General features: G+C 53.6%; 19 protein-coding genes, 1 tRNA gene and 1 pseudogene. 8 read left to right on the top strand and 13 right to left on the bottom strand.

Going from position 1 to position 15,752, the window contains the following annotated elements:
* Positions 1-143: 143 nt before the first annotated feature.
* Both ACR0J4_RS05915 and ACR0J4_RS05910 read right to left on the bottom strand, forming a co-directional pair.
* A complete protein-coding gene (locus ACR0J4_RS05915) occupies positions 144-863 on the bottom strand; it encodes a glutathione S-transferase N-terminal domain-containing protein (RefSeq protein WP_170640543.1) in 720 nt (239 codons plus the stop codon).
* On the bottom strand, positions 850-1,458 hold the full coding sequence (locus ACR0J4_RS05910) for an NAD(P)H-dependent oxidoreductase (RefSeq protein WP_170640541.1): 609 nt from the start codon (positions 1,456-1,458) through the stop codon (positions 850-852). The genes ACR0J4_RS05915 and ACR0J4_RS05910 overlap by 14 nt, the downstream gene beginning before the upstream one ends.
* Positions 1,459-1,585: 127 nt before the next feature.
* Here ACR0J4_RS05910 and ACR0J4_RS05905 point away from each other — a divergent pair, with 127 nt between their 5' ends.
* Complete coding sequence (locus ACR0J4_RS05905; protein ID WP_480668328.1) at positions 1,586-1,954, top strand: winged helix-turn-helix transcriptional regulator; 369 nt, start codon at positions 1,586-1,588, stop codon at positions 1,952-1,954.
* A gap of 515 nt (positions 1,955-2,469) precedes the next feature.
* A pseudogene (locus ACR0J4_RS05900) lies at positions 2,470-2,622 on the top strand (IS6 family transposase); the annotation flags it as partial.
* Positions 2,623-2,705: 83 nt separating this feature from the next.
* Here the strand turns inward: ACR0J4_RS05900 and ACR0J4_RS05895 are convergent.
* Genes ACR0J4_RS05895 through ACR0J4_RS05880 form a run of 4 tightly spaced genes read right to left on the bottom strand, consistent with a single transcriptional unit; the run spans position 2,706 to position 6,662 of the window.
* Complete coding sequence (locus tag ACR0J4_RS05895) at positions 2,706-3,476, bottom strand: SDR family NAD(P)-dependent oxidoreductase (RefSeq protein WP_480668327.1); 771 nt, start codon at positions 3,474-3,476, stop codon at positions 2,706-2,708.
* Entirely contained in the window at positions 3,473-4,471 is a 999-nt protein-coding gene (locus ACR0J4_RS05890) for an SDR family oxidoreductase (protein ID WP_480668326.1), read from the bottom strand. The genes ACR0J4_RS05895 and ACR0J4_RS05890 overlap by 4 nt, the downstream gene beginning before the upstream one ends.
* Positions 4,408-5,310 (bottom strand): bile acid:sodium symporter family protein, encoded by a 903-nt coding sequence (locus ACR0J4_RS05885; protein WP_170555706.1) that lies wholly within the window; start codon positions 5,308-5,310, stop codon positions 4,408-4,410. Before ACR0J4_RS05885 ends, ACR0J4_RS05890 begins: the two co-directional genes overlap by 64 nt.
* Positions 5,307-6,662 (bottom strand): NAD(P)-binding domain-containing protein, encoded by a 1,356-nt coding sequence (locus tag ACR0J4_RS05880; protein WP_170640539.1) that lies wholly within the window; start codon positions 6,660-6,662, stop codon positions 5,307-5,309. Before ACR0J4_RS05880 ends, ACR0J4_RS05885 begins: the two co-directional genes overlap by 4 nt.
* Positions 6,663-6,730: 68 nt before the next feature.
* Between ACR0J4_RS05880 and ACR0J4_RS05875 the strand changes: the two genes are divergently transcribed.
* The gene (locus ACR0J4_RS05875; protein ID WP_170640537.1) at positions 6,731-7,399 is read left to right on the top strand and encodes a TetR/AcrR family transcriptional regulator; all 669 of its coding nucleotides are present in this window, start codon (positions 6,731-6,733) and stop codon (positions 7,397-7,399) included.
* A 314-nt stretch (positions 7,400-7,713) separates the two neighbouring features.
* Here the strand turns inward: ACR0J4_RS05875 and ACR0J4_RS05870 are convergent, their stop codons facing one another.
* Together ACR0J4_RS05870 and ACR0J4_RS05865 are read right to left on the bottom strand one after the other, a co-directional pair.
* Entirely contained in the window at positions 7,714-8,673 is a 960-nt protein-coding gene (locus ACR0J4_RS05870) for a glutaminase (protein WP_170640535.1), read from the bottom strand.
* Positions 8,651-10,090, bottom strand: a complete 1,440-nt coding sequence (locus ACR0J4_RS05865; RefSeq protein ID WP_170640533.1) for an alanine/glycine:cation symporter family protein — start codon at positions 10,088-10,090, stop codon at positions 8,651-8,653. The genes ACR0J4_RS05870 and ACR0J4_RS05865 overlap by 23 nt, the downstream gene beginning before the upstream one ends.
* 539 nt (positions 10,091-10,629) lie before the next feature.
* Here ACR0J4_RS05865 and ACR0J4_RS05860 point away from each other — a divergent pair.
* Complete coding sequence (locus ACR0J4_RS05860) at positions 10,630-10,923, top strand: hypothetical protein (protein ID WP_170555701.1); 294 nt, start codon at positions 10,630-10,632, stop codon at positions 10,921-10,923.
* A 5-nt stretch (positions 10,924-10,928) separates the two neighbouring features.
* The gene (locus ACR0J4_RS05855) at positions 10,929-11,423 is read left to right on the top strand and encodes a GFA family protein (RefSeq protein WP_480668325.1); all 495 of its coding nucleotides are present in this window, start codon (positions 10,929-10,931) and stop codon (positions 11,421-11,423) included.
* Between the two features lie 412 nt (positions 11,424-11,835).
* Here ACR0J4_RS05855 and ACR0J4_RS05850 read toward each other — a convergent pair whose 3' ends face one another.
* The gene (locus ACR0J4_RS05850) at positions 11,836-12,297 is read right to left on the bottom strand and encodes a hypothetical protein (RefSeq protein ID WP_480668324.1); all 462 of its coding nucleotides are present in this window, start codon (positions 12,295-12,297) and stop codon (positions 11,836-11,838) included.
* Here ACR0J4_RS05850 and ACR0J4_RS05845 point away from each other — a divergent pair.
* Positions 12,241-12,630, top strand: a complete 390-nt coding sequence (locus tag ACR0J4_RS05845) for a hypothetical protein (protein WP_480668336.1) — start codon at positions 12,241-12,243, stop codon at positions 12,628-12,630. The genes ACR0J4_RS05850 and ACR0J4_RS05845 overlap by 57 nt on opposite strands.
* Here the strand turns inward: ACR0J4_RS05845 and ACR0J4_RS05840 are convergent.
* From ACR0J4_RS05840 to ACR0J4_RS05825, 4 genes are all read right to left on the bottom strand, one after another.
* A complete protein-coding gene (locus ACR0J4_RS05840) occupies positions 12,573-13,118 on the bottom strand; it encodes an adenylate/guanylate cyclase domain-containing protein (RefSeq protein ID WP_480668323.1) in 546 nt (181 codons plus the stop codon). The two genes, ACR0J4_RS05845 and ACR0J4_RS05840, sit on opposite strands and share 58 nt — an antisense overlap.
* Positions 13,119-13,237: 119 nt before the next feature.
* Complete coding sequence (locus ACR0J4_RS05835) at positions 13,238-13,531, bottom strand: Arm DNA-binding domain-containing protein (RefSeq protein WP_170555699.1); 294 nt, start codon at positions 13,529-13,531, stop codon at positions 13,238-13,240.
* Between the two features lie 155 nt (positions 13,532-13,686).
* Positions 13,687-13,762: transfer RNA gene (locus ACR0J4_RS05830), tRNA-Ala, on the bottom strand.
* A gap of 139 nt (positions 13,763-13,901) precedes the next feature.
* Positions 13,902-14,228, bottom strand: coding sequence for a TIGR02300 family protein (locus tag ACR0J4_RS05825; RefSeq protein WP_170640531.1), 327 nt, complete (start codon positions 14,226-14,228; stop codon positions 13,902-13,904).
* Between the two features lie 100 nt (positions 14,229-14,328).
* On the opposite strand from ACR0J4_RS05825, the gene ACR0J4_RS05820 reads away from it, so the two are divergent.
* Both ACR0J4_RS05820 and ACR0J4_RS05815 read left to right on the top strand, forming a co-directional pair.
* A complete protein-coding gene (locus ACR0J4_RS05820) occupies positions 14,329-15,024 on the top strand; it encodes a YgjP family zinc-dependent metalloprotease (RefSeq protein WP_170640529.1) in 696 nt (231 codons plus the stop codon).
* A gap of 30 nt (positions 15,025-15,054) precedes the next feature.
* Positions 15,055-15,702 (top strand): GntR family transcriptional regulator, encoded by a 648-nt coding sequence (locus ACR0J4_RS05815; protein WP_170377611.1) that lies wholly within the window; start codon positions 15,055-15,057, stop codon positions 15,700-15,702.
* Positions 15,703-15,752: the final 50 nt, after the last annotated feature.

Genomic DNA, 15,752 nt, shown 5'->3' with positions numbered 1-15,752 from the left:
CGATTGAGTGTTTTTCTATAGGATGAAGGTTGGCGTGGAGACCCTCGCCTTGCAACCCTGCAACGGTTGTTCAGCGAGGGCGCACTGGAATTTCCAGTCCGATCGTGTGGTGATCATGCCGGAAATGCCCGGCATTCACCGCTTCAGCTTCCTTTCACATCGCTCGAAAACCGCGCTGCGTTTTCCTTAGCAAAGGCGCTGGCATCTGCGTCGGCGTCCCAGAACTGAGGGTTGGCCTTGGGAATGGTCAACGCCCGCTGCACGGCGGGCCGGGCATCAATGCGGTCGAACCAGGCGTTCAGATGCGGCAGGTCCGATACATCCACCCGGGCCCAGACATAAGCACGCGCCCACGGGTACAGCATCATGTCGGCAATGGTGTATTCGTCCGCAGCGATCCATTCACGCCCGTCCAGACGTGTATTCATCACCTCCATCAAGCGGCGGCTTTCGTCTACGTATCTGCGGATTGAAAAGGGCTCTTCGTGGCCATTCGGCGCTGCAATGTGCTGGAAATACATTGCCTGTCCCATCATGGGGCCTACATGGCCGACTTGAAACAGAAGCCACTGCATCACCTCGGACCGTTTTACTGGTTCCGACGGCAGGAACTTTCCGTATTTTTCGGCCAGATGCCACAGGATTGCACCGGATTCGAAGATGGCGCGACCTTCCGAACGATCCTCGATTGTTGGGATCTTTCCGTTAGGGTTCAGCGCCAGAAAATCCGGCGCTTTTTGTTCCTGCTCGGAAAAGTTGATGTGTGTCAGGTCGTAGGGGACGCCTGCCTCCTCTAGAAAGATAACCGGCTTGTACCCGTTCATCGTTCCCGCAGTGAAAAGATGGATATCAGGCTGGGACATGTTCAACCTCGGTAAATGTGGTTTTCAGATGCGCGTCAAATCGAGCGAAATCGGCCTCGATTTCTGGGTTCTTCATAACATCAAATGCAGCAAAAGTCGGAAGGGGCTGCATGGCAAAGAACTTTGCGTTCAAGTGCATCGGTGCTAGTAGGTCGTCGACGCTGGCACCCGCAAAGAAAGGCTCGGACGCATCATCGAACGCTTCTTTCGGGGCGTTGAAGGTAACCGACAGCATGTATTTCTTGTCATTCAGCGTGCCGCCGGTGCCGTAGTTGGCTTTGGGTGAGGCAGTCGTTCGACCGTCGCCTGCGCACATGCGACCGTCCATGCCGGCCGTATAAACCTCATCCATGTATTTCTTGAAGATCCACGGAACACCCATCCAGTTCACCGGGAACTGCATGATGACTGTATCGGCCCAGAGGTGCGCCTCAACCTCAGCATTCGAGTCATAGCCGTCGGCGACGGTGGTCACGCGAACGTCGTGACCCATTGCCGTCAGCATGTCGCGCGCTCTCTCGGCGAGGCTGGCGTTCAACTGTCCGGGGGCGAATTCGTAGGGCTGAGTGCCGTTCACGATCAGGATTTTGCTCATGTCCATATCCTATTTGTGCAATCTCTGAACCCTTGACTTTCAGCGGGTTCAAATAGCATTTGAGAGTGTAGGTATGAGAAATCAACTAGTATACTTTTGGTAACCTGTTTGTCTGAGCTAAAGGACGATGATGCGGGCGCGAGTTAATGAGGATGCCAAAGGGCGCCGACATGTCTCAGAGGCGTGTCATGAGCCATGTGCAATCGAGCGCGGTATGCGGATCATTGGCGGAAAGTGGACAGGTTCGATCTTGTGGCATCTTAAGGATGGACCTGTGCGTTTCAACGATCTTTCGCGCATGATTGGCGGGGCCAGTAAGAAGATGATTGCCGAGCGGCTGCGCCAGCTAGAAGAGCAGGGCTTGGTTGCGAGGCAAGTAATGGATACCGCCCCTATTTCCGTTCAATATTCCATCACCGAGTTTGGTGGTACGGCGCTTGGATTTCTCGACGAATTGCGAAAGTGGAGCGAGGAGCTGCCTAACGGCTTAACGTGACGACTATAGTCTTTGTTCAATGATCTGAAAGCTAGAGTTTTTCTGACCGCGCACCGAATGAGGGTGTCACCAATCTGCGGATGAAGTGACAAGGTTACTTGGAATAGTAATCCAAGGCTTTGCTTTCCCGAAAAAAGTAGCGCGAACAAATTTCTGCCGATCGTTCAGTGCCGTTTGAACCGAAAAGTGACGTAACAGCTGTCCCGCAAGCAGCGAGTTTTATTGAACTAGGTTCTGGCATCCACAGCGAACGGCTGCTTTGGCGGCCGCACCGCGGCAGCGGCTTTGCCAAGTAAGCGGCGGCAATGACCAGTAGAAATGCATTGCGATTTCCGCTTTGTCCGCAACTCAGTCGTTTACGGAATTGAGCCGAATGACCGCACCGAGCCCATTTTGTGGGGTGCTGCAATGAGCCAGAATGACCACTTTTGGCATTTCTAAACGGTCATAGTTTTGTCTCGGGCTGGATTGGAAGCAGGAAGGTCGATAGTCGGTGGCACGAATGACATTGAGGAAAAGAATGCGGGATGCAGCGTTTTTGGCGTATGCAAAGATTACAGAAATTCGCCGCCATTCACTCCTCCTTCTACAACCACTTTAACCAGGAGCGGTCTCTCACCAGCCGAGGTGCCTTCAAGCTTACACGCGCTGCTGCTCTCGCCGATTGACGCGAACTTGCCCCGGCATGAAGGATAGCTCTACTGGCTTAGGTGAGACTAGTCCGAATTCGTCTGACAGCACCCTCCGAGAACTAACTCTTTCCAATTGTGCGCATCATTTGGCGTAAGAAGAGCATAGGAGCTAGCCGGTTCATGGCGTTCGATAGGGTTGCAACTCGACCAACGGGCACAAATGCTTTTCGGTTCCGAGACCCGCGGAGAATGATCTGGGCTGCGTCTTGTGGCGTCAAATAGTCAACACCGTCAGTTGCGGATCCCGGACGGGCGAAACCCTTAGTGTCTTTTTCGGTTTGCCCGATGTTCGTAGCAACAAAGGAAGGTGCAGCAATAGTAACGGACACCCCGTGACTGGTTTCCTCGGCTCTCAAAGACTTAAAAAACCCTTCCATTGCATGCTTGCTGGCGGCGTAAGCAGTTCTATGGAAAAGTGGCGCAAACCCCGCGACTGACGAGATCGCCAGATGCGTTCCCTTGGACTTTCTTAATGCAAAAAGGAAATGCCGAGCGCACTCAACTGCTGAAAAATAGTTTATCTCAAAAAGGTCGCGATGGGAGTTCATATCACTGTCGGCAAACGCCGAGATTTGTGTGACCCCTGCGTTGTAAACAACCATGTCAATTGAAGACCTGTCCTTCAAAATCTGAGCGCATACATCTGCACACTGCTTAGGTTTTGTTAGGTCACAAGCGTAGAGACTAAGATCTTCCTCATCCACCAAAGCGTCGAGGCGTGGGCCTGGAAGGTCAATAGTAACGGTATGCCACCCTTGTTCTCGCAATGCTTCAGATAAAGCTTGCCCCAGGCCGCCAGCACCACCAGTTATGACTGCAGTTTTTTTCACTTCGCGTGCTCCCACCAGTGCTCAAACGCTTCCGCACTTGAGTATTTGGGTTGATAGCCGAACTTCACCTTTAGTGCCGTGTTGTCCAGCACTGGCCGAAACTGCAGAAATCGAACTTGTTCAGGACCATAGCGAGAAAGCCCTACGGGTCGGGCCACGGCCAGTGCCATCTTGACCAACTTTGGCGGCAACCAGCGCACAGTCTTGCCCATGGCCTTGGCGATTTGGGAAACAGTAAGCGCACCGTCGCCAGAGACGTTGAAAATGCCCGCAGGCCCGTTTGTCGATGCGCGCAGCAGTATTTCTGCCAGGTCCTTGTCCCATATGAAGACAAAGGGGCTCTCAGAACCTTTCAGCCCAAGTAGGCGAGGCTTTTGGAACAGAGACGTTATCTGGTTCTCGATATGGTTCCCGAGAACCGTCCCAACCCTCAATACGACTTGCTCTAATTCCGGGGCTGTTTCTCTCGCGCCTGCCAACATCTCCTCGACCAGTCTTTTGTGCCAAGAATAGGCGAATTCCTGATTGCCGCGAATTGCGTCCGTTTCTCGCAATAGCGCTGGATTGTCGGCGTGATAGCCATAAGCCGCGCCAGAGGAAGTAACAACCAGTCGCTGTACTCCCGCGGAGATGGCTGCATCAAGAACTTTGCGCGTACCTTCAACATCGACTTGGTACTCAAAATCCCGCGTTGTGTCTGGCCCGGGGGTTACAATCGAAGCAAGATGCACGACCGTGTCGGGGCGTTCTGACATGATGACGTCGTGTGGGTCGCTACTGGTCACATCCATCTTGATGAACCGCGCGTTGGGCGGCAATTTTGCAGGTTCTCGGATATCCGTAGCTATCACGGTATAATTGTCCTTCTGCGCCAAGCGACTTAGTAACGCTGTTCCGACTGCACCTGCAGCGCCAGTGATGAGAAGGCGCTTCATACTGGAATCTCCCGCCTTGCGAAGAAGCCCGCAAGAACCAATCCAGAAATCGCGTGCCATATGCCCCACAAAGCAGCGGCAACAGCCATACCTCCCATCCCTCCGAAAAAGGCGAAGATCAGGATGAGCCCCAGCCCCGAATTTTGAATACCTGTTTCAATGGTAACTGAACGGCGATCTCGTTCGACCAGCCCAGCGATCGTCGCCGTTGTGTACCCGCCAAGGAATGCCAGCGCATTGTGGACAACTACGAGACCAATGACGGCTCCGGCGACCTGAAGAAAATTCGCCCAATTGGCAGCCAGCGCGAGCACAATGAAGGCAATAAAGATGGCCATTGAGAGCCATTGCATTGGGCGGCGGATGCGATCAGCTAATGGTTTTAACTGCGCGTTTACTAGCATCCCAAGGACCAAAGGTAAGATCAGCATGAAGCCGACCGTTATTGCGACGGCGACCGGGTCAATTTCAGTACGCTGCAAGATCTCGCGTGTCGGGCCATATAGGTTACCCCAAAACGCAATGTTTGCGGGTGTGACGACGATGGCTCCGACCGTCGCGAAAGCGGTCATTGAAACTGATAGCGCCACATTCCCTTTCGCCCGGTGGGTCATGAAATTTGATATGTTCCCACCAGGGCACGCAGCAACGAGGATAAGGCCCATCGCAACAGATGGCATTGGCCGCAGTGCGACGATCATAAGAAAAGTAAGCGCTGGAAGTACCAGAAACTGCGACACAAGACCGACAAGGAGGGGCTTGGGTGCACCTGCAATGCGCCGAAAGTCGTCCGTACGCAAATCCAACGCGATCGAGAACATGACGATCGCTAGGATGGCATTGAGAACTCTAAGATTTCCGGCATCAAAATTCAGAACGACCTGATCTATTCCGTTCATATTTCAGCCGCCTTGAGTGCAGCGATTTGGCCCGTTACCTCTCTCCGGTAGGTCGCTTTGTCCACGTAGTAGGCCATGCGCGGAAGGTCGATGTAGTTCATACCTCCTGTTGCTCTCTCATACCCTTCGGACTTGGTGGAGCGGATTGCCTGCGCCGCGGAGTTGCCTGACCGCAATCCGGAAATGTAGCGAGCGACCATTTCGGCCTGCTCATGACGTCCTTGCCAGCCCAGTCCCGATGCTTCGACCATGCCAAGAACAAACAGGTCATCTCGTTCTGGGTGCATGCAATTTAGGTAGAGGTGAGGCGCAGAACCCTTCCAATTCAGATGTTTCTTGTCGATGAAAGGGTAGTGCAATTTATACCCGGTCGCAGCCAGTATCATGTCATATTCAGCCGAGGTCCCATCGCGGAAATGAACGGTTTTGCCGTCCAAACGCTCGATATCCGGACGAACCTTCAGGTCGCCATGCCCCGCGTGAAACAGAATGAGGGAGTTGACCACTGGATGCGACTCGTAAAGAGCGTAGTCCGGCTTCGGAAACCCGTATTTCTGCGGATCACCGACAAACCACTTCAGGATCGCGCCATCGACTTTTCGCTTAAGCCACATGGGCAGGCGGATCTTACCCCCCATGGTGTCAGCAGGGACTCCGAAGACATATTTGGGAACAAAGTAGTACCCGCGGCGCATAGAGAGGTCGCAAGATACGCCATGGTGAATGGCATCGACCGCTATGTCGCAACCGGAGTTGCCCGCGCCAACAACCAGAACGCGCTTACCGGCAAATTGGGTGGGATAGCGGTACTCGGACGCATGGATGAGCTCACCTGTGAATTCACCCTGGAAATCCGGCATGTTAGGTTCCGACAGCGTACCGTTGGCAATCATTAACCCTGCAAAATTTTGGATATGATGGGTGCCGGTCTTGTCTCGCCAGGTTATTTCCCATCCGCCGCGTTCCAATGGTTCGGTCTTCAGAACTTCGGCTCCGAAATGAAAGTGCTGATACAGGTCAAACGCTTTTGCGAAGTCGTGGAAATAGGCCTTCATTTCGCGATGTGACGGATATTCTGCCGTATCCTCTAGCATCGGGAAATCGGTGAATTCCGTCATGCGCTTGGAAGAAATGAGATGGGCGGTCTCGTACATCGTGGACCGAGGTGCATCGATGTTCCACAGACCACCCACATCATCGGCCAGTTCAAATCCTTGAAATGAAACTCCCTGCTCGACAAGTGTCTTTGCCATTGCAAGGCCCATTGGCCCCGCGCCGATCAAAGCAAAACACTCTTCGGGGCGGGCCTTTGCCTCAACCAGCTGGCCCGCTCTCACCTGCGCCTGTTCCATTCGCGTCTCCTCCTGCGACAGTTTTTATCTTGAACGAACGTTATAAATAAGGCAAACTGGTTTTTGAGATGCCACAACATGCTGTAAAAGAAAGAAAAAGAGCTCCGTCGCAGCGATCCGTCGCCGCGAGAGAACGAATCTTCGACGCTGCAGAACAGGTTTTTGCCGAGAGGGGATTCGAGGGCGCTTCAATTCGAGATATCGCTGAACGCGCAGGGGTTCAGAAAGCCAACGTGAATTTTCACGGGGGTCCTAAAGAAGAGCTGTTCGAGCGCATAGTGGCGCGTCGAGCTTCCGAACTCTCTGAAGAGCGTCTCTCTAGAATTGAGTTGTTGGACGCACAGACGGACTGGAGTGTCTGTGATTTGTTGTCAGCCTTCATGCTGCCGCTCGTTTCGCGAGCCTTCAGCGGAGATCCTCAGTGGCTTGCTTATGCACGAATAGTGGCGATTGTCTCAGCTGATACACGGTGGCGAGATTTGGCCAAAACCCACTTTGATCCGGTGGCCATCCGGGTTGTAGAAAAGCTGTGCTCAAAACACCCTGAGGCTAGTCCAGAACGAGTCGCGGGTGCGTTGGTGTTTGCCGTGTCTTCAATGCTCGCCCTGTGTACGTCGCAGTGGCGAATTTTGGCCCTAAGCGGAAACATTGGCGAGGCGGATCGCGAGAGCATGACCTTGAACCTTTTGAGTTTCTGTGAGGCAGGCTTAATCGGCAGTTTGCAGAAAGCGGAGTGATTGACAGCAGCGCCTCGGTCTTGCCAGAAAATCTAGCTAAGGCCTTATAACCATTGGATAACAAATCGCGCGAGTTGATTGCCGAGGAGATACCCTTGGATCAGTCTTGTCATAAGAACTTGGTTTGAGGCGGGTAGGGGGCTTTCTAAGCTTCTATCCATGAAAAGATGATCGCCGCTCAAAGTGCTGTAAACCTATTCTCGGATCACTCGTCTGACAGCGCCGCCACCCATACCGGTCTGACTTAAGTTGTGTCCTCTGCCGGTCATTAAAGCGGAACTAAGAACACTTGAGCCCGGGTCCCACAATCCGGGTTAAACACTTGGTCCGAAGATGGACCACCCTGTGGCGCGGACCAGTTCTTGAAATGCGATTGTTGCCAAATGGGAATTGCCTTTTTGATCGAGCCCGGGGCTCCAGGCGACAACAGACGCGATACCAGGTACAATGCACAGGATTCCGCCGCCGACCCCGCTTTTCGCTGGAAGGCCAACACGGAAGGCAAATTCGCCCGAGGCATCGTAGGATCCACACATCATCATGAGCGCAGTAACTCTTCTTGCGCGTTGCGCTGACAATACTTTGGCGCCGGTGGCCGGGTTTTGCCCGGCTGCGGCAAGAAATCGACCTGCTAGTGCCAGCTGTTCGCAAGACATGGCGATGCTACACTGGCGAAAGTAGAGCAACAGAACCTCCTCTACCGGAGCCTTAAGGTTACCCTCCGCCTCCATAAAATGGGCAAGTGCACGATTTCTTGATCCGGTTCGGATCTCTGAGTCTGCAACCGACACATCAACCTCAACCGAGTTGTCCTCCGAAAGCCCTCGGCACAACGTCAAAAGGTCGTTGATTGCGTCATCAGCAGAACGGTTTTCGAGCAGAACGTCGGCCACTACGATCGCACCGGGGTTGATAAACGGGTTCCTTGGGATTCCACGCTCGTGTTCAAGCTGAACGATCGAATTGAACGGATCGCCGGAAGGTTCTCGGCCAACTCTTTGCCACAAGGTGGCGCCAACCTGTTGCAGCGCCAAAGTAAGCGAGAACACTTTTGAGATACTCTGGATTGAAAACAGCGTGTTCGCGTCTCCAGCAGATACGAGCGGACCGTTGATGGGTGCAATGGCAATACCGAATTGGTTCAGATCAACTGTGGCGAGTTCTGGAATATACTGCGCCACTTTCCCCCTATCGGACATGCCGGCAATGCGATCTGCGATATCGTCCAAGACTTCCTGAAGACTTTCGCTTTCAGTGGTTTTGAGTGTCGGCATGGATCTCCTCCGTCCAGACAGTGTGATCTACGCCCTTGCTAAGCTCGGGAAATTTGCTTGCGTCAAAGCGAGGTTCAAGATTCTGTCGGCGTTGCGAGAAATAATCCACCGTTAGTTTGTAGACGGTTCCAGACAGCAGCACTATCGCCACCAAATTGATGGTCGCCATTATTCCCATGGCCGCATCCGCGAAATTGAACACGGTGGCAACAGCTTGCACAGCGCCCCAGACAACCATTGCAAGGCAGGCCAAACGCAAGATGTAGATCGGCAGCTTGCCTTCCAATTTTAGGAACGTCATTGCGTTTTCGGCATATGAGTAGTTGCCAAGTATGGACGTGAAGCCAAAGAAGACGATAGCGATCGCGATAAAGTGGCGACCGATTTCGCCAAGATGGACCGCCGCCGCGTCTTGGGTCAGTCGCATACCGGTAGGTCCGTCAATTTCGACTGCGCCCGACAGAAGAATAAGCAGTGCAGTGGCCGTTGCGACCAAAATCGTATCCACAAAACACCCAAATGCCTGAACGAAACCTTGGCTGGAAGGGTGGTGGGGATCAGGTGTTGCAACCGCCGCAATATTTGGTGCTGAACCCATGCCCGCTTCGTTTGAGAAAAGTCCCCGTTTGATGCCGTTAAGCGCTGCCGCCATGACGCCTCCTGTCACGCCTCCGGCAGCTTCCTGAAGGCCAAATGCCCCGGCAACAATCGACCACAACATAGCGGGTACTTCGGAAATGTTCAGGACTACGACAATACAGGCAAGCAAGAGGTAGAGACCCGCCATGAGCGGTACAACGATCTCTGCAAACTTTGCGATGGTTCTTATGCCGCCGAATATGACTACCGCTGCGGCCGCGGCCAGCGCTATGCCAACCACCAATTTGTTTAAGCCGAACGCGCCCTCGAAAGCTTCAGCAATCGAGTTGGATTGGACGGCGACAAAAACCAAACCAAAGCTGACAATCAGGCAGATCGAGAAAATAACCCCCGCCCAAGGAGCATTCAAGGCGTTGGCCATGTAGAACGCGGGACCTCCTCTGAACCTTCCGTTTGAGGATGTGACTTTGTAGAGTTGTGCCAAAGTGCTTTCGGAATAGGCGGTGGCCATTCCAACCAATGCCACGATCCACATCCAAAAGATTGCGCCTGGACCTCCCAAGGTCAGAGCTACCGCTACGCCAGCAAGGTTTCCAGTGCCGACGCGCGAAGCCAGACTTACTGTCAGCGCTTGAAAAGGAGTAATACCTCTTTTGTCCGTGCTCTTCGCAGACGTCAGGACGCGCAACATTTCCCCAAAATGGAGAAACTGAAGCGCACCAAGACGAATTGTAAAAAAGATACCCGTCCCAAGAAGTCCGTAGATCAATACGTAATTCCAAAGAACCGTGTTTATGCCGTTAACCAATATTTCCAAAGCGCGCCTCTTGAGATTTCAAGCACTTCCAGGAAGCAAAAAAAGTCTGCCTGTTTTTTTATCATGCACGAAGATGCGATGTTTGTCAGGAATATGCTGCGAAGAGTCTCTAAAGGCTTGGCGCTCGCGTTATTGATGTTGTGCCACAAACACATGATGACATTCGAGTTGGATGGTGCGCATGGCAGAGTTTGTACCGTCGTGATTTGAATTGAATTGGTTGAAAGGTCCTGAGTGACAAGAAAATATCCTCTTCGCATCGCCGCACGGGAGCGGACATCTGCGCAGCCGCAGCGAACTGTCGCTTTGTCCGCATCTCGGAAGTCACCATGCTTGGAATTGAAGGTCTGGTTTGGGCTGGATGCGGGCCTATGCATTGATAGTGCGGATGGACGCAAAGTCCGCAAAGAGGTCATTCTCTGAATTCTGCTGAACAGCAGCATTGAGCCCAAAGCAGACACGCTCCTAACAAAGTGATATGGTCATAGAACCAGAGGCGCTCATACATTCAGGAACCGTACTTTACGGAGGTAGGACGAATGATAATGCGCATCTTTCAGGTCGTGACTCGGCCAGGCAAAGAGGAAGAGTTCTGCAAGTTCTTCCATGAAACAGCTATACCCTTGATGAGAGGTACTAAGGGCATCGTTCAAGTGTTTCCTGGTACCGCACGTGCTGACACACCACGAGAATTCAGTTTTGTCATGGTGTGGGAAAACCTAGAATCACTAAAGGCTTTTGTCGGCGAAAACTACCAGAGCCCGCATATCGATCCGGCTGAGGCCGAATTGGTCGAGTCGCGTTCTATCAAGCATTATGAGCTGGTCCAATAAGGGCCATGGCTAGAACGCTAGGAAACAACTCGGGGGAAATAGTGATCAAAGGGAAATGCGGCTGCGGAGCCGTAACGTATCAGATGACATCACAACCCATGTTCGTGCATTGCTGCCACTGTAGCGAATGTCAGCGACAAACCGGAGCAGCCTACGTCTTGAACGCCATCATTGAGGCTGATCGCGTGACGTGCAAAGGGCCAATCACCGAAAATGAGCTTTCCACTCCAAGCGGGAAAGGTCAGATTATTACGCGCTGTAGGGATTGCGGCGTCGCCGTTTTTAGCAGCTACATGATCCGCCTTGGAAAGCTAAGGTACGTGCGCGTTGGAACACTGGACAACCCGGATCAATGTCCTCCGGATGCACAGATTTTCACGAGCAGCAAACAGGCCTGGGTGCCACTCAGCGAGGAAATTCCTATCTTCGAGGAATTCTACAAATTCGATGAGGTGTGGCCGCAGAATTCGTTGGAACGTTTGGAGACTGCTCTATCCTGAGGTATCAGTCGTTGAAGCTGAATGGCGGCGTTGTCCGCACAGCGGTCATTGATGCACTACGCCACCAACGACTGCTTCGAGCTCAAAGCGGACACAATGGTATCAGTTTCCAAGAAAAATTGAGGTGCCGTAAATCAGCGTTACACTTACTCGTGCGAGCCGGCCAAACGCAGAGACGCGCAGTCTTTCTCCAATCGTTCTATATCAGAGAAAAGCTGAGTTTTCGCCCAATCCGATATGGAAAATTGAGGACGGTTTTTCATCACATTCCGTGCTTCATCGCGAGCGGCCTCAAGGTTCTCCGACTCTACATGGACGAGTACGAGGTCGAGGTGACCAAAGCCTTCTACCCTTTGACCATATCCGGTGACAGCTTCCTTGGCTTCCTCGTATTGACCGTCAAGTCAAAGAACTAACCCAGAACGCCTGCATACCAACCTGGATAGTGAGGGTTCAAGGTAGTGGCTTGCCGCGCCACGCGGATAGCTTCTTTTGCCTGTCCATTGAATGCAAATGTAATCGACAAACTTGCAGCCAAATCAGCATGGTTTGGATTTAGCTCCAGTGCTTCATTGAACTTCTCTATAGCCGACACAAGCTTGCCATCTATTGCATCCGCGAAACCTGCAATTGCGTAAGCCTCTGGGTTATATCTGTCTATTTCCAGAGCACGCCGAACGCATTCACGTGCCTCTGCCAGCTCAGCACTTCGGTCTGTTACAAAGCCGTGCCTTGCTTCGAAAGTACAAATGAACCCCAAATTACAATGTGGCGCAGAGCAGTTAGGATCAAGAGAAATTGCCTTTTGCGCAAACCGGTGAGCGTCGGCCTGTGCTTCCTTTGTTATTCTGCGCGAAGCCTCCACGGCTTGCAATTGAGCAGTTCAGGCATCCAGATTTTTAGCCCCCGAACCTCTGAAACGGGCCATCTCACCCACCAAGAGCTCGACTTGAAGCTCGGTTGCTATCCTGAGGGCAATTTCATCTTGAACTTCGAATACGTCTTCTATGAGGCGATCATACCGGTCTGCCCAAATGTGCATTCCGGACTTCGCATCGATTTGCTGAGCAGTAATCCGCACACGATTACCGTTTTGGCGAACACTTCCCTCGAGAACAAGATCGACGCCCTGTTCCAGTCCGACCTATTTCACGTCCACCGAGCGCCCTTTGTAGACGAAAGCAGAATTGCGCGCGACGACCAGTAAGTTCGGCAGTTTTGACAGAGTGGTGATGACCTCTTCGGTAATGCCATCGGCAAAAAATTCCTGATCGGGGTCAGAAAAAGACGGTCAAAGGGTAGGACACCGATCAGCAATGACTTCGAGTGAATAGCCGGCGTCAAGCGCGGTGGAGCGAAGCCAGGTGGCGACCATTGGAATACTTCGACTGGCGACGACGCGTTCTTAAACTGCCGTGCTCCAGCGCGGTGAAATTGCTCAGCGAGCCTCTCGCCAAGGCTGCGATAGACTACGTTGGAAATTAACACAGCCTCTTCGTTGGAAGCTTCTTGTAACCGAGCGGCAATATTGATGCCATCTCCGAAAATATCTTCTTCGTCGAATACGACATCTCCCAAATGAACACCTACTCGCAGCTTAAGTGAAGACTGAGCTGACACTTGGCTTTGTAGATCGAGGGCGCATCGCACAGCTTTCGAGACCGAGTTAAACTCGACTATCCATCCATCGCCCATCCTCTTTACGATATTGCCGCGATGATCACTAACCAATGGATCGAATAACTCTCGACGCAGGACACGGAGTTCGCTGAGAGTTTTGTTCTCATCCGCCCTTATCTGGCCCGAGTAGTTTACTACGTTGTCCGAAAGTACTGCGGAAAGTCTACGGTCTCCGCCACGTCGGGGGTGATTTTAGTGTCCAGCAAGTTCCTCTGCGCCTCGACGCGCTGGCGCGCGTCCTTGAGGCCGAAAGAGGTATAGGAGCCCAAGGTCATCTCACGCTGCTTACCATCGACCCTGTAGCGCCAGACCCATGTCTTGCCGCCTTTCGGGTGAACGATCAGCGTCAGGCCACCGCCATCTGCCAGCTTGATCTTTTTGTCGCCGGATTTCGCGGCCTTGGTTTGTTTGTCAGTCAGTTTGGTCATCTTGCATACTTTCTCACTGGCGAACCCCACACAGACCCCCACAATGGGACCTCTGGCAGAGCCCGAGTTTCCTTGGGGGTGAGAATGACTGGCACGTCAAAGGCCTTGTTTACAAAGCCGTGTGACTGCGAGTGAATTCGAACTGAGGAGAAAAATGGTGGAGCCTAGGGGAGTCGAACCCCTGACCTCTTGCATGCCATGCAAGCGCTCTCCCAACTGAGCTAAGGCCCCTTCCAGATACTACCGAAGCAGTGGGCGGACGTTTATGAGACAGCGCGCACGAGTGCAAGAGCAAATTTTGAAATCTGCGAAAAACTATGCGCCGTCTCGCGCAACGAAAAAGGGCGGCCAGTGGCCGCCCCGTTTCGGATCAGTTTTCGTCTTCCGACGACATGTCCTTGATGTCGTCAAGCGAAACATCATCATTGCTGTCGTCGTCATCATCCAGCAGATCGTCATCCAGATCGACGTCGACATTGTCGTCATCATCCAGAACCAGATCATCCTCGGATGCGTTTTCGCGCGCTTTCTTGGTTGCCGCATCTTCGGCATCGGCGGCGATCATCCGGCTCTTGCCAGTTTCAAGTTCCACGATCTCGCCCGTGTAGGGGCTGACGATCGGGTCTTTGTTCAGGTCATAAAACCGCTTACCGGTGGTCGGACAAACGCGCTTTACGCCCCATTCTTCCTTGGGCATGTCAAATCCCCTTGATATCAGGTGAGTCGTCTAAAAGATTCAGTTCACCTGCCACAGGCGGCGGGTGCTGTCAAAGCCTTTGCGCGGAAGAGGACGGGATATGGGGGAACACGCTTTGCCGGGCAGGCCGCCAGTGCCGCTGACGCTGCGCAAATCCACGCGGGCGCGGCGGATCAGTCTGCGGATTTCCCAATTGGACGGGCGGGTTACCCTGACTTATCCAAACGGCGTGCCCGAGGTCGAGGCGTTGAACTTCGCGCGCAGCAAGGAAGATTGGATCCGTCAGAATCTGGCGGATCAGCCCGAGCGGGAGGACGTGCGAGTCGGCGGCCTGATCCCAGTCGAAGGCATTGAGCGCCGAATCGTCCCGGCAACTGGTCGGCGTGTTCAGCTGGGCGCGGACACAGTGGCTGTCCCGGCAGGGGCTGAGGGGCGTCGATTGGCTCGTTTTCTCAAGGAACTTGCTCGGGATCGTCTGAGCGAGGCCTGTGATGACTACGCCGCCATTCTGGGCCGGTTCTACACGACCCTGTCTTTGCGGGACACGCGGTCGCGCTGGGGGTCGTGCAGTTCCCACGGCGGGTTGATGTTCTCGTGGCGCTTGATTCTGGCTCCGCCCGAAGTTCTGCACTATGTCGCTGCGCATGAGGTGGCGCATCTGGCGGAGATGAACCACTCGCCGGCTTTCTGGGCGCAGGTGGAGCGTATTTTTGGCCCGTACGAAACCCCGCGTCGCTGGCTCAGGGACAACGGAGCCGTGTTGCATCGCTTCCGATTTGACGGGCCAGCGAGTTGACGTCACCGAATTTTGTGATCACATGAGGCCATGATAACGACACGGCCCACAGACTCGAGCATCGCAACGCATGATCGGGTCTATCGCACCCTGAGATCGCGCATTCTGCACGGAGAGATTGCGCCGGGCGAGGCTTTGACCCTCAGGGGCATTGGCAAGGAATTCGGTGTCTCGATGACGCCTGCGCGCGAAGCGGTGCGCCGACTGGCGGCTGAGGGGGCTTTATTTTTGTCGTCATCGGGGCGCGTCTCGACGCCTGAACTGACAAATGACCGAATTGAAGAGCTGGCAGCCCTAAGGGCGCTGCTGGAGGTTGAACTCGCCAGCCGCGCTTTGCCTCGCGCGCATATGGCGCTGATCGACCGGTTGCAGAGTATAAATATGAATGTCGCCGAGATGGTGACCAAGCGTGATGCGGTGGGCTATATCCGGACAAACCTGGAATTTCATCGAACGCTTTACCTGCGTGCGCAGGCGCCTGCGATGCTGGCCATGGCGGAAACTGTTTGGCTGCAGCTTGGCCCGACCATGCGCGCGCTTTATGGTCGTTTGCGGCGAACAGAACCGCCCCACTACCATAAGCTGATCATTGCTGCGCTGAAGGCGGGGGACGAGCCTGGCCTGCGCCTTGCGGTCCGGTCGGATGTGACGCAGGGCTTGCGGTTGCTGGTCAGTTAGATCACTTTGCGTTGACTTGAATCGAAATACGCTGCCTCTCCCTACGGTCG

It is taken from the genome of Ruegeria sp. B10 (assembly GCF_056539825.1).
Note: the sequence above shows the minus strand (reverse complement) of the source record. Positions and strands in the feature narration are given on the sequence as shown.

Excerpts from the sequence above, each read along its gene's own strand:
- ACR0J4_RS05915 (WP_170640543.1), bottom strand. The coding sequence starts at position 863 with ATGTCCCAGCCTGATATCCATCTTTTCACTGCGGGAACGATGAACGGG.
- ACR0J4_RS05910 (WP_170640541.1), bottom strand. The coding sequence starts at position 1,458 with ATGAGCAAAATCCTGATCGTGAACGGCACTCAGCCCTACGAATTCGCC.
- ACR0J4_RS05905 (WP_480668328.1), top strand. The coding sequence starts at position 1,586 with ATGATGCGGGCGCGAGTTAATGAGGATGCCAAAGGGCGCCGACATGTC.
- ACR0J4_RS05890 (WP_480668326.1), bottom strand. The coding sequence starts at position 4,471 with ATGGCACGCGATTTCTGGATTGGTTCTTGCGGGCTTCTTCGCAAGGCG.
- ACR0J4_RS05885 (WP_170555706.1), bottom strand. The coding sequence starts at position 5,310 with ATGAACGGAATAGATCAGGTCGTTCTGAATTTTGATGCCGGAAATCTT.
- ACR0J4_RS05880 (WP_170640539.1), bottom strand. The coding sequence starts at position 6,662 with ATGGAACAGGCGCAGGTGAGAGCGGGCCAGCTGGTTGAGGCAAAGGCC.
- ACR0J4_RS05875 (WP_170640537.1), top strand. The coding sequence starts at position 6,731 with ATGCCACAACATGCTGTAAAAGAAAGAAAAAGAGCTCCGTCGCAGCGA.
- ACR0J4_RS05870 (WP_170640535.1), bottom strand. The coding sequence starts at position 8,673 with ATGCCGACACTCAAAACCACTGAAAGCGAAAGTCTTCAGGAAGTCTTG.
- ACR0J4_RS05860 (WP_170555701.1), top strand. The coding sequence starts at position 10,630 with ATGATAATGCGCATCTTTCAGGTCGTGACTCGGCCAGGCAAAGAGGAA.
- ACR0J4_RS05855 (WP_480668325.1), top strand. The coding sequence starts at position 10,929 with ATGGCTAGAACGCTAGGAAACAACTCGGGGGAAATAGTGATCAAAGGG.
- ACR0J4_RS05840 (WP_480668323.1), bottom strand. The coding sequence starts at position 13,118 with ATGGGCGATGGATGGATAGTCGAGTTTAACTCGGTCTCGAAAGCTGTG.
- ACR0J4_RS05835 (WP_170555699.1), bottom strand. The coding sequence starts at position 13,531 with ATGACCAAACTGACTGACAAACAAACCAAGGCCGCGAAATCCGGCGAC.
- ACR0J4_RS05825 (WP_170640531.1), bottom strand. The coding sequence starts at position 14,228 with ATGCCCAAGGAAGAATGGGGCGTAAAGCGCGTTTGTCCGACCACCGGT.
- ACR0J4_RS05820 (WP_170640529.1), top strand. The coding sequence starts at position 14,329 with ATGGGGGAACACGCTTTGCCGGGCAGGCCGCCAGTGCCGCTGACGCTG.
- ACR0J4_RS05815 (WP_170377611.1), top strand. The coding sequence starts at position 15,055 with ATGATAACGACACGGCCCACAGACTCGAGCATCGCAACGCATGATCGG.